Origin of the sequence: Streptomyces sp. LaBMicrA B280, from assembly GCF_049222185.1 — a bacterium.
In the GTDB taxonomy this organism is placed as follows: domain Bacteria; phylum Actinomycetota; class Actinomycetes; order Streptomycetales; family Streptomycetaceae; genus Streptomyces; species Streptomyces murinus.
This window is the reverse complement of the sequence record NZ_JBMJCT010000005.1, coordinates 36,122-47,742: the sequence shown is the minus strand read 5'-3', so window position 1 is coordinate 47,742 and position 11,621 is coordinate 36,122. Positions and strand designations below refer to the sequence as shown.

Genomic DNA, 11,621 nt, shown 5'->3' with positions numbered 1-11,621 from the left:
TTCCGGCCATTCTCCACGCGAGGACGTCCCACAATGGATCCATGAGGATCTCGGCACGGGCGGATTACGCGGTACGGGCGGTACTGGAGCTGGCCGTACGGCAGGGTAACGGCCCGGTGAAGGCAGAGGAAATCGCGGCCGAGCAGGGGATCCCGCACAAGTTCCTGGAGGGGATCCTCGGCGATCTGCGGCGCGCCGGGGTCGTGGACAGCCGGCGTGGCGGGGGCGGCGGCTACCGGCTCGCCCGCGAGGCCGCGGCGATCACCGTGGCCGACGTCATCCGGGGCGTGGACGGCCCGATCGTCTCCGTGCGCGGCGAACGCCCGACGGGCCTGACCTACACCGGCACCGCCGAACCCCTGCTCCCGCTGTGGATCGCCCTGCGCGCGGGCGTCCGCCGCATCCTGGAGGGCGTGACGATCGGGGACCTGGCGTCGGGCGAGTTGCCGGACCCGGTCCGGGCGCTGGCGGCGGAACCGGCGGCGTGGGAGAACCCGTAGACCGCCGATCGGTGTACGGAGCCCGGCCGGTCATGTTCCCTTCGAGCCGCGGGACCGCTCACCGCGGCCCGTGCCCTTCGGGCGGGCGTAGGGCCCCGGGGCCGGGGTGAGCCGCCCCCCGGTGATGAGGGAACCGGCCTGTTTCAACCCGCGGACGCGGATGCTCACTTCATAGCCGCCGATGTCCGGGATCGACGCGATCTGCCGGGTCAGGAAGCGGTACAGGTCGTCGGTGTCCCGGCAGATGGCGATGGCCATGATGTTGTGCGGCCCGCTGATGGCACCGGCGAAGGCGATCTGGTCGTGCCCGGCGATCTCCTCGCCGACCGCCTCCAGGCGGTGCGGCGGGACGCGGAGCCAGAGCGTGGCGTGGAGACGCTGCCCGAGCAGTTCGGGGAGCAGGTCCACGTCGTAGGCGAGGGTGCCGGACTCCTCAAGCGCCGCCAGCCTGCGCAGGACCCGGCCCTTGCTCCAGCCCGTCTCGGCGGCAAGCCGGGCATGGGTGGCACGGCCGTCCTCGGCGAGCGCGGCGAGCAGCGGCCGGTCCTCGTCCGTGATCTCCCGGTACGGCCCCGACGGGGGTGCGGCGCCGGCGGTCAGCAGGGCCTGCTGCGCCGCCGTCAGACGGCCGCCGTAGCCGTTCCATTCGGCGGCCAGACCGGTGCCGAAGTCGTGCAGGATCATGTCGATGTGCAGGTTCAGCACGGCCGAGGTGCGGGGCAGCTCCTTCAGGAGAACGGTGTCCCCGGAGTCGCCCGCCGAGGAGCGCAGCAGACAGATGATCTCCGAGCCGCCCGAGGCGAGCCGTACGAACGACACCTCGGGGCGGCGCACCAGGGCCTCGGCCAGCGCGCCCACCCGGTCGGGCCGGCAGGCGATCCGGGCGACCCACTCGACCTGCCCGTACGAGGCGGGCGCGACCCGGCCGTGGACGCGGACCACACCGCTGCGCACCAGCGCCTGGTAGCGCCGGGCGACGGTCTGCTCGGAGGCGCCCACCGCCTCGGCGATCCGGGCGAAGGGGGCGCGCGCCGAGCACTGCAGGGCGCGGATGATCTGTCGGTCCATGGCGTCGGGCATGAGCGGATCGTTCCATGAGCGGGTCGAGTATGGAGGTTTTGGACCGAGGCGTCAGGGTGGTTTGGAGCACGGTCCGGTGGTCGCCGAGGGTGGTGGGCGTACCAATGGAAAGGACGCGTGTTCCCATGCGTAAATGGCTGCCCCTCCTGGCGGTCTGTCTCGGCTCGTTCATGCTGCTGATCGACGTCACCATCGTGAATGTCGCCCTCCCCGACATGTCCCTCGCCCTGCACAGCACGTTCGCCTCGCTGCAATGGGTGATCGACGCCTACGCCCTGGCCCTCGCCGTGGTGCTGCTCGGGGTGGGAGCGCTCGCCGACCTGACCGGGCACCGGCGCGTCTACCTGGGCGGCCTCGTGGCCTTCGCGCTCGCCTCCGCGGTGTGCGGCGCGGCGCCGAACCCGGGCCTGCTGATCGCGGCCCGTGCCGTGCAGGGGCTGGGCGGCGCCGCGATGTTCGCGACCGCGTTCCCGCTCCTGAACGCCTCCTACCAGGGGCGCGACCGGGGCACCGCGTACGGCGTGTGGGGCGCGGTCTCCGGCGCCGCCGCCGCGGTCGGCCCCGTCCTCGGCGGTCTGCTCACCGAGGCCGTCGACTGGCGGTGGATCTTCTACGTCAACATCCCGATCAGCGTGGTCGCGGTCCTGCTGGCGGTGAAGGCCCTGTCCGCGGACCGGCCCACCTCCGGGCGCCGGCCCGACTGGACGGGAACCGCGCTGTTCACCGTGGCCGCCGCGGCCCTCGTCCTCGGGGTGATCCGCGCCCAGGAGCACGGCTGGACCTCCGGCGCGGTCCTGGGCCTGTTCGCCCTCGCCGTCGTCGCCTTCGTGGTGTTCCTGGCCGTCCAGGTCCGCTCGCCGCACGCGATGCTCGACCTGTCCCTGTTCCGCAGCCGCTCGTTCACCGGGATCATGATCGCGTCGCTGACGGTGAACGTCGCGGCGTTCGCGATGCTCGCCTACACGTCGATCTGGCTGCAGTCCCTGCTCGGCCTGACTCCGCTGGAGGCGGGGCTGACCGGACTGCCGCTGTCCGTCGCCTCGTTCTTCACCTCGCTGGTCGTCGGCCGCTTCCTGCACGGCGCCCGCCCGCAGCTGCTGATAGGCGGCGGAATGGTGCTGATCGGCGCCGGTGCCCTGGCCGAGACCCTGCTGATCGGCGCGGGCTCCGACTGGACGGCGCTGATCGTCGGCTACGCGGTGATCGGCGTCGGGGTCGGCGCCACGCTGCCCACGCTGGGCTCCTCGGCGACCGCGGCGGTGGGCTTCCAGCGCGCCGGGATGGCCGCGGGCGCCACCAACAGCGCACGCCAGCTGGGCCACGCCATCGGCATCGCCGTCCTCGGCAGCGTCTTCGCGTCCTCGTCGGCCGCGTGGCTCACCGACCACCATGTGCAGGGCGGCTCCGCCCTCGGCCGGGCCCTCTCCGGGGGCGGCGCGGGACACGTCCTGGCCGCCACCCCGGCCGCCGGCCGCGCCGAGCTGGCCGAGGCCCTGCACGGCGCCGCGGCGCACGCCCTGCGGGCCGGTTTCACCGTCGCCGGAGTCGTGGGCCTGGTCGCCGGGCTCCTGGCCCTGTTCCTGATGCGCCCCCAGCGGGTCGCCCCGGCGGTGGAGCAGCCGCCGGTCCCCGCCCACGCCTGACCGGGCGGCAGCACGCCCTTCGCCCCGCCCCGGACAGGTGAGCCCGGCTCCGCCGCTCACCGGGTCCAGGCGCGGGGCGGCGCCTTTCGAGAATGTTTTCGATCCCGCACCAAACATTCACAGCGGTGCCTAGGAACGTGACGCGCGTCGACCCTAGTCTTCCGGGCGTCATGGACTACTGCCTCCCGTGCCGACGGCACCTCAACGGCGCCCTGGTCTGCCCGGGGTGCGGCACACCGGCCGAGCGAACACCCGCTCCGGCGGCGGTGGGGCCGGAGTCAGGGGAGCCCGAGCCCGGGGAGCCCGCGCAGGGGCCAGGGGACGGGCGCCCGGAAGGGGTGCCCGTAGGGGGCCGGGCGGCACGGCGCAGCCGTCAGGCCGCCACCCACCGGCGGCGGCGTCGCCGTACCGTCCTCCTCGCCGCCGGTTTCCTGCTCGCCGCCGCCTGCCTCGGCTTCGCCGAACTCGGCACCGACGCGCCGCTGCCCTTCACCGGCGGCGGCACGGCCACCGTCAAGGACACCTCGGCCGACGACGGCGACAGCTCCGGCCCCTCGGCTCCCGCGACCGCTCCGCCCCGGGTCACCGACGTCTCGGCGACCTCCGGCGCGACGGCCTCCGCGAGCGGGTCCCCGGCCGCGGGGGCCACCGGCTCCGGTTCCCCCGCCGCCGCCTCCGCCGGCGGTACGACGACGTCGCCACCCCCCGCCACCACCGGCCCCGGCTCTCCCGTCACCGCCCCCACCGCGCCGCCCACGGCGCGGCCGACCGACGCACCCCCCAGCACCGCCCCCGCGACCTCCGCACCGCCCCCGGCGCCGTCCCCGACCCGCACCTGCGACCGCTTCCTGTGGTGGTGCACCTGATCAGGGCCGCCGGAATTGCGCCTCTCCCATGCCATCGGCCGTTCGGGGCATCGATGACACCGAAGGGCCTTCGCGGCGGTTGTGTCGTTACAGGGACAGGTTCTGAAGGAGAACGGATGACACAGGACATCGCCGTGCACGGCACGGTCGCCGAGGGATTCGAGGCGGTACACGAGGAATTCGCCGCGTTAGTCGCGGGCGAACGGGACGACTACGAGGGCCAGGTGTGCGTCTACGCGCACGGGCGATGCGTGGTGGACCTGTGGGCGGGCGGGACCGGGGCCGGTGACGCGCTGTACGGCGTGTTCTCGGCCACCAAGGGCGCGGCCCACCTGGTCACGGCGCTGCTGGTGCAGGACGGCACGCTGGAGCTGGACCGCAAAGTCACGTACTACTGGCCGGAGTTCGGGGCCGAGGGCAAGGGCGAGCTGACCCTGCGGGACCTGCTCGCGCACCGCGCCGGACTGGTCGGCACGGACGCCGGGTTCACCCGCGCGGAGCTGGCGGACGACCGCGCGATCGCCGAACACCTCGCCGACCAGCGGCCGTTCTGGCGCCCGGGCGCCGCGTTCGGCTACCACCCGCTGGTCATCGGCGCGTTGACGGGCGAGGTGGTGCGCCGCGCGACGGGCCGTACGATCCAGGACCTCTATGAGGACCGGGTCCGCGCCCCCTACGGGATCGACTTCCACCTGGGCCTCCCGGCCACCGCCGACCCCCGCTTCCGCGCCGCCCTGCCACCGCTCCCCACCCCCGCGCGGCGGGCCCTCCTCGACGCCTCACCGCGCGGCCCGCACACCCTGGAGGCGATCGCCTTCAACCGGCACGGCGCCGAACCGACCGAGCTGGAGCGGCTGTACGAGGATCCGCTGATCCGCGCCAAGGGCCCCGCCTCGTCGGGCGGGATCGCCTCGGCGCGGGGCCTCGCGCGGATGTACGCGGCGATGATCGGGGAGGTCGACGGCAAGGCGCCGCTGCTGAAGGCGGACACCGTCGCCGAGTTCGGCCGGATCCACTCCGTCGGCTACGACCTGGTGACCCGCGACCACCGGTCCTTCGGCCTCGGCTTCCAGGCCACCGCCGACCTCTGGTACCCCTTCCTGGGCGCCGGTTCCGTGGGCCACAGCGGCGCCAACGGCACCCAGGCGTTCGCCGACCCGCACGCCGGGCTCGCGTACGGGTACGTCCGGCGGCGGTTCACCTTCCCGCACGGGGCGGCGCCGGAGAACGAACGGCTGGTACGGGCGGCGCACCGGGCGGCGACGGCCGTCGGGTGACGGCGCCCGCGGGTGGGGACGCGCCTCCCCACCCAGCGGCCCGGCGCGCGGGGGGCTACGCCTTGACGACCATCTTCCCCGTGTTGTCGCCGCGCAGCAGGCCCAGGAACGCCGCCACGGTGTTCTCGATGCCGTCCACCACGGTCTCGCGGTACTTCAGCCGCCCCGAGGCCACCCACGGCCCGACCTCCCGCACGAACTGCGGCTGGAGATCGCGGTGGTCGTTGACGAGGAAGCCCTCGATCCGGCCCCGGGTCTGGATCAGCCGCGCCAGGTTGCGCGGGCCCGGCGCGGGCTCGGTGTCGTTGTAGACCGAGATCATGCCGCAGACGGCGATCCGGCCGTCCCGGCGCAGGGAGCCGATCGCCGCCTCCAGGTGGTCCCCGCCGACGTTGTCGAAGTACACGTCGATGCCGTCGGGCGCGGCCTCGCGCAGCTGCTTCGACACCGGGCCGTTCTTGTAGTTGAAGGCCGCGTCGAAGCCGTACTCCTCCACCAGCAGCCGCACCTTGTCGTCCGAACCGGCCGAGCCGATCACCCGCGAGGCCCCCTTGAGCTTCGCGATCTGCCCCACCTGGCTGCCGACGGCGCCCGCGGCGCCGGACACGAACACGATGTCGCCCTCCTTGAAGGAGGCGGTGCGCAGCAGGCCCGCGTACGCGGTCAGACCGGTCATGCCGAGCGCGCCGAGGTACGCCGACAGGGGCGCCGCCTCAGGGTCCACCCGCACGGCGTGCCGCGCGTCCATCACGGCGTACTCGCGCCAGCCGAGGAAGTGCAGCACATGGTCGCCGACGGCGATCCCCTCGGCGCGGGACTCGATCACCTCGCCGACCGCGCCGCCCTCCATGACCTCGCCCAGCTCGAACGGGGCGACGTACGACTTCGCGGCACTCATCCGGCCCCGCATGTAGGGGTCCACGGAGAGGTACGTGTTCCGTACCAGGATCTGGCCCTCGCCCGGGGTCGGGACGGGCGTCTCCACGAGCGCGAAGTCCTCGGGCTTCGGCCAGCCGACGGGGCGGCTGAGCAGGTGCCATTCGCGGTTGGTGTGCGTCGTCATCGCGGGGGTGCCTTTCATTTACTTCATTACCTGAAACAATGGTTAGGCTGAATATTTCATGTTGTCAAGTAACGGGGTAGGCTGGGGGGCATGGCACCACCGCATCCCCGCCGTCCGGACCAGCTGACCCTGGACGTCGTCGAACTGATCGCCGAGGTCGTGGCGCGCTATCACGCGGACTACGACGAGGCGGCGGCCGAGCACGCCCTGACCGGCGCGCAGGCCAAGCTCCTCAGCCTGCTGTCCCTCGGGCCGCTGCCCATGCGCAAACTCGCGCAGAAGCTGAAGTGCGAGCCGTCGAACGTGACGGGGATCGTGGACCGCCTGGAGGCCCGGGGCCTGGCCGAGCGCCGCCCGGACCCCGCCGACCGCCGCATCAAGATGGCCGCGGCCACGGAGGAGGGGCTGCGGGTGGCCCGCGATCTGCGGGAGGGGCTGCACTTCGCCCGGGAGCCGCTGGCGGGGCTCTCGGCGGACGAGCGGGGGACCCTGCGGGACCTGCTGCGGCGCATGCTCGACGCGTAAGGTTTCCGCCATGCGTGATCTAGGGGCGGGATTCAAGTACCTGGTCGAGGGCCAGCGGTGGGTGGCCCGGCACGGTCGGCAGTACGGCTTCGCCCTGCTGCCGGGCCTGATAGCCCTGGTCCTCTACGTGGCCGCGCTGGTCGCCCTCGCGATATGGGGCGAGGGCGTGGTGACCTGGGCCACGCCCTTCGCGGACCACTGGTCGAGCCCCTGGGGCACGCTGTTCCGCGGCTTCCTCACGGCGGTAACGTTCGCGCTCGGGCTGCTGCTCGCGGTGCTCACCTTCACCGCGGTGACGCTGGTGATCGGGCAGCCGTTCTACGACAACCTCTCGGAGCGGGTCGACGCCGCCGAGTCGCCCGACGGTACGGCACCCCGCTCCGCGCTCCCCTTCTGGCGGGAGCTGTGGCTGTCGGCCCGCGACAGCGTCCGCGTCCTGATCCGGGCGACGGCGTGGGGCGTCCTGCTCTTCGCGCTCGGCCTGCTGCCGTTCGTCGGCCAGACGGTGATACCGGTGCTGGGCTTCTTCGTGACGGGCTTCTTCCTCGCGGAGGAGCTGACCGCCATCCCCTTGCAGCGCCGTGGCCTCGACCTGCGCACCCGGCTCACCCTGCTGCGCTCGCGCCGCCTGCTGGTCTGGGGCTACGGCACCCCGCTCGGCCTCGCCTTCCTGGTCCCGTTCGTCGCCGTCTTCCTGATGCCGGGAGCGGTGGCCGGCGCGACCCTGCTGGCGCGGGACCTGCTGGGCGAGGAATCCGGCCCGGCGGAACAACCCGAGCCCGCCCCCCGGGAACAGACGACGGACCGCTGATCGCCCCCTCACCCGGCCCGAACCGGCCTGTCCCGTGAGGGACTTCAGGCGGGTGTCGTCCGGAACCGGCGGCGGTATTCCGTCGGGGTGGTGTCGAGCCTGCGGCGGAAGGACCGGACGAGGGTGTCGAGGGTGCCGAACCCGCAGGCGGCGGCGACGCGTTCGAGCGTGGCGTCGGTGGACTCCAGCTGATTGCGGGCGCGTTCGACACGGACCGACTCGATATAGGCGTGCGGGGTCGTGCCCAGCTCGTTCTTGAAGATCCGGGTCAACTGCCGGTCGCTGATGTGGGCATGCTCGGCGAGCTGGGCGACCGTCAGCGGCTCGGCGATATGGCGCAAAATGTAGTGGCGCAGATCCTCGATCCGCCGGGTCGGGGACGCCTGCTCCAGCGGCACGCTGAACTGGCTCTGCCCACTGGGCCGTTTCAGATACATCACCAGCTGCCGGGCGACCCGCAGCGCGACGGCCTCGCCGAGGTCGTCGGCGATCAGCGCGAGCGACAGGTCCAGACAGGCGCTGATACCGGCGCCGGTCCACACATCGCCCTGGCGGATGAAGATCGGGTCGGCGTCGACCTCCACGGCCGGATGGTCGGCGGCGAGCTGCCGCGCGGTCGACCAGTGCGTGGTGGCCCGCTTGCCGTCGAGGAGCCCGGCGGCCGCGAGGATGTGCGCCCCGACGCAGACCGAGGTCGTCCGCCGGGCGCGCGCCGAGAGCTCCCGTACCCGCCGTACGACCAGCGGGTCCACCGTCGGCCGCAGCCGGCCGTCGGCGTCGGCCTCGACCGCCCCCGGCACGATCACGGTGTCGATGCCCCGGGACGCCAGCGCGTCGAAGGTGACATCGGGCAGCACCCGGACCCCGGTGGCCGTGACGACCGGGTCCAGGGTCTCGGCCGCGAGCACGACGTCGTACGCCGCGGCCTCCTCCGTCTCCCGGCGGGCGAGGTGGAAGACCTCCGGCGGCCCCGTGACATCGAGCAGGTCCACCTGGTCGAAGAGGACGATCACGATCAGCTGGTCGACGGTGTGCACAGGCCCCCCGGGCAACGGAATACGACGATGTCGGTTTCTGCATGCTAGACGTCATTGCCGACGTATGGGAACGGGCCATAGCGTCTGGAGCACAGGCCGCCGCACCGGCGCGCCGCCTCCCAACTCCCGACCCCCCCAGGTGGTTTGCCATGCCCAGAACGACTCTGCGTCAGCTCAACGGCTTCGACGAGACGCCCCCGAAGCTCGCCGACTCCACGCTGGTCCTGATCGACTACCAGAACACCTACACCACCGGTGTGATGGAGCTGGACGGCTGGCAGCCCGCCCTGGACGCGGCCGCCCGGCTGCTGGAGCGCGCCCGCCGGGAGGGCACCCGGGTCATCCACGTCGTCAACGACGGCGGCGAGGGCACCCCCTACGACATCCGCGCCGAGATCGGGCAGATCCACCCGAGCGTCGCCCCGGCCGACGGCGAGTCCGTCGTCGTCAAGCAGGCCCCCGACGCCTTCCACGGCACCGGCCTGGGGCGGCTGGTGGACGAGGCCGGCCGCGGTGACCTGGTCATCGCCGGCTTCATGACCCATATGTGCGTCGCCTTCACCGCCCAGGGCGCCTTCCTGCGCGGCAACCGCCCCACCGTGGTCGCCGACGCCTGCGCCACCCGCGCGCTGCCGGTCGCCGGGAAGGAGGTGGACGCCCACGGCGTGCACCTCAGCGCCCTGGCCACCATCGCCGACCTGTACGGGGTCGTCGTAGCCGGTCAGGAGGACATCGGCTGATGAACGCGACACGCCGTACCGCCGCACTCGGCATCGCCGCCCTCCTCACGGCCACGCTCGCCGCCTGCGGCTCCGACTCGGACTCCGCCTCCCCCAAGAAGGAGTCCGCCGCGCCCGCCGCCCGGACGAACGTGGCCAAGGACACCACGACGCTGCGCACGCTCAACGGCCTCGGTGAGACCCCGGCCACGCTCTCCGACGCGACGCTCATCCTCGTCGACTACCAGAACACCTACACCGACGGTGTGATGGAACTCGACGGCTGGAAGCCGGCCCTGGCCAACGCCAAGGCCCTGCTGAACCGGGCCCGCGCGGCGGGCACCCCGGTCATCCACATCGTGGACAAGGGCTACGACCTGAAGTCCAAGGCCGGGCAGATCGTCCCGGAGCTCAAGCCCGCCAAGGGTGAGCCGGTGGTCGAGAAGTCCGTCCCCGACGGCTTCCACGGCACCGACCTCGCCCAGAAGGTGAAGCAGGCCGGGCGCAAGAACGTCATCGTCGCCGGCTTCATGACCAACATGTGCGTCCTGTTCACCACCCAGGGCGCGTTCCTCGCCGGATACCACCCGACCGTCGTCGCCGACGCCTCGGCCACCCGGCCGCTGCCGCTGAAGGGCGACCCGGAGGGCATCCCCGCGCGACAGGTCCACGAAGCCGCCCTCGCCACGGTCCAGGACCTCTACGGGGTCGTCGTACCCACCCAGAAGTCCCTGACCTGACCTGGCCTGAGCTGACCTGACCCGACCCGGGCCGATCCGGCCGACACCCGGCCCGATCCGGTCCGACCCGGTGAGACGTCCGCCGCCGGGGCCGTGGAGACCCCCATGGCCCCGGCGACTCCCCCCTCGCCGGTGCACCACCCCCCGAGAACTCCCCCCACATCTTTCCCCCCACCCCACAGGAGCACGACCACTCATCACGGAAAGACGGGGCATGACCACTCGCAGAGGATTTCTGGGGACCGTTTCCGCAGTAGGCGCAGCCACCCTCCTCATGGAGACCCAGGCGGCCACCGGCGCGTCGGCGGCGACCGGCGCCGCCGGCGCGACCGACGAGAAGGCCGCACGGGACGCGATACGCAATGTCAACGCCGGGATGCGCGCCAACTACGCGTCCCTCAAGTCCGAACTGACCAAGCACCTCAGCCCGGTCGTCGTCGTGCAGAACAACGCCGTCGGCGGGCGCTTCACCCTGATCGACAAGGGGGCGCAGGTCGAGACGGTGGACCCGGTGCCGGAGTACTTCGAACTGGCCAAGTCCATCGCCCATGTCCCCCTCGGCGTCTACTCGGTCATCGCCGCCTACCTCAGCGACAAGGTGCCGAACATCGCCAACTCCGAGCGCATCGACCCGCACGACCTGGACATGGTCGCCTTCAAGCCCGCGGGCGACACCGGCTGGATCACCCCGCTGACCGCCTTCCGGAGCACCCTCGCCACGGCCCGCACCAAGCTGCCGACCGCCAACCTCCCCACCGATCTGGCGGCCTCCAGCAACAAGATCCTCACCGAGGCCATCAAGTTCATCGACACCGCCGTCGGTGCCAAGTCCTTCGACATGGTGGCCTTCAACCAGTTCGCCGCCACCGTGTACCCGTCCATCCGCGTCAACATGACCGCCGCGGCCACCGCCCAGATCACCGGGATCGAAGCGCTGATGAAGCGGTGGCGGGCGCGGATCGGCGAGCAGGCGTGGAGCGACCTGTACGTCATGGTGCTGTCGATCTGGACCACCGCCGAACTCAACCAGGCGTCCATCATCATCCGGCGCACCATGAACCAGGCCAAGGTGAACACCCACCTCATCGACCTGCCGACCGCGGAGACCCCCGCCGACCCGATCGGCGTGGCCCTGGAGAACCTGGCCCGCATCGTCCAGGACAACGTGGCCGCCGAGATGGTCTTCAACGCCGCCCTCGACGTCGCGGACGCGCTCAAGGGCAGGGAGGACCTGCTCTCGAAGGAGATCCTCCAGCAGATCGGCGGCACGGCACCCGCGCACACCGCCGCCTTCGGCGCCGCCGCGGCCGGCACCTGCCCGATCACCGGGCGGACCGCCACGGCGTGAGCACCGGTGTCC

The 11,621-nt window shown here is 72.5% G+C and carries 12 protein-coding genes; 9 read left to right on the top strand and 3 right to left on the bottom strand.

Annotated elements, in window-relative coordinates:
- Window positions 1–41 precede the first annotated feature (41 nt).
- Window positions 42–500 (top strand): RrF2 family transcriptional regulator, encoded by a 459-nt coding sequence (locus tag ACLF5H_RS04800; protein ID WP_421674811.1) that lies wholly within the window; start codon window positions 42–44, stop codon window positions 498–500.
- A gap of 30 nt (window positions 501–530) precedes the next feature.
- Here the strand turns inward: ACLF5H_RS04800 and ACLF5H_RS04795 are convergent, their stop codons facing one another.
- On the bottom strand, window positions 531–1,580 hold the full coding sequence (locus ACLF5H_RS04795) for an Lrp/AsnC family transcriptional regulator (RefSeq protein WP_421674810.1): 1,050 nt from the start codon (window positions 1,578–1,580) through the stop codon (window positions 531–533).
- 125 nt (window positions 1,581–1,705) lie between these two features.
- On the opposite strand from ACLF5H_RS04795, the gene ACLF5H_RS04790 reads away from it, so the two are divergent.
- The 3 genes from ACLF5H_RS04790 to ACLF5H_RS04780 all read left to right on the top strand — a co-directional run bounded on the left by ACLF5H_RS04790 (window position 1,706) and on the right by ACLF5H_RS04780 (window position 5,366).
- Window positions 1,706–3,223, top strand: a complete 1,518-nt coding sequence (locus tag ACLF5H_RS04790) for a DHA2 family efflux MFS transporter permease subunit (protein ID WP_421674809.1) — start codon at window positions 1,706–1,708, stop codon at window positions 3,221–3,223.
- A 92-nt stretch (window positions 3,224–3,315) separates the two neighbouring features.
- A complete protein-coding gene (locus ACLF5H_RS04785; RefSeq protein ID WP_421674808.1) occupies window positions 3,316–4,089 on the top strand; it encodes an SCO2400 family protein in 774 nt (257 codons plus the stop codon).
- A 116-nt stretch (window positions 4,090–4,205) separates the two neighbouring features.
- Window positions 4,206–5,366, top strand: a complete 1,161-nt coding sequence (locus ACLF5H_RS04780; protein ID WP_421674807.1) for a serine hydrolase domain-containing protein — start codon at window positions 4,206–4,208, stop codon at window positions 5,364–5,366.
- Window positions 5,367–5,421: 55 nt separating this feature from the next.
- Here ACLF5H_RS04780 and ACLF5H_RS04775 read toward each other — a convergent pair whose 3' ends face one another.
- Window positions 5,422–6,447, bottom strand: coding sequence for an NADP-dependent oxidoreductase (locus tag ACLF5H_RS04775; protein WP_421674806.1), 1,026 nt, complete (start codon window positions 6,445–6,447; stop codon window positions 5,422–5,424).
- Window positions 6,448–6,519: 72 nt separating this feature from the next.
- Here ACLF5H_RS04775 and ACLF5H_RS04770 point away from each other — a divergent pair, with 72 nt between their 5' ends.
- Entirely contained in the window at window positions 6,520–6,954 is a 435-nt protein-coding gene (locus ACLF5H_RS04770) for a MarR family winged helix-turn-helix transcriptional regulator (RefSeq protein ID WP_162132753.1), read from the top strand.
- 10 nt (window positions 6,955–6,964) lie between these two features.
- A complete protein-coding gene (locus ACLF5H_RS04765) occupies window positions 6,965–7,765 on the top strand; it encodes an EI24 domain-containing protein (RefSeq protein WP_421674805.1) in 801 nt (266 codons plus the stop codon).
- A 44-nt stretch (window positions 7,766–7,809) separates the two neighbouring features.
- Here ACLF5H_RS04765 and ACLF5H_RS04760 read toward each other — a convergent pair whose 3' ends face one another.
- Window positions 7,810–8,802, bottom strand: a complete 993-nt coding sequence (locus tag ACLF5H_RS04760) for a GlxA family transcriptional regulator (RefSeq protein ID WP_421674804.1) — start codon at window positions 8,800–8,802, stop codon at window positions 7,810–7,812.
- Between the two features lie 149 nt (window positions 8,803–8,951).
- Between ACLF5H_RS04760 and ACLF5H_RS04755 the strand changes: the two genes are divergently transcribed.
- From ACLF5H_RS04755 to ACLF5H_RS04745, 3 genes are all read left to right on the top strand, one after another.
- Window positions 8,952–9,542: a cysteine hydrolase family protein gene (locus ACLF5H_RS04755; RefSeq protein WP_421674803.1), complete on the top strand. Its 591-nt coding sequence runs from the start codon at window positions 8,952–8,954 to the stop codon at window positions 9,540–9,542.
- The gene (locus ACLF5H_RS04750; protein ID WP_421674802.1) at window positions 9,542–10,261 is read left to right on the top strand and encodes a cysteine hydrolase family protein; all 720 of its coding nucleotides are present in this window, start codon (window positions 9,542–9,544) and stop codon (window positions 10,259–10,261) included. Before ACLF5H_RS04755 ends, ACLF5H_RS04750 begins: the two co-directional genes overlap by 1 nt.
- Window positions 10,262–10,535: 274 nt before the next feature.
- On the top strand, window positions 10,536–11,609 hold the full coding sequence (locus tag ACLF5H_RS04745) for a hypothetical protein (protein WP_421674801.1): 1,074 nt from the start codon (window positions 10,536–10,538) through the stop codon (window positions 11,607–11,609).
- Window positions 11,610–11,621: the final 12 nt, after the last annotated feature.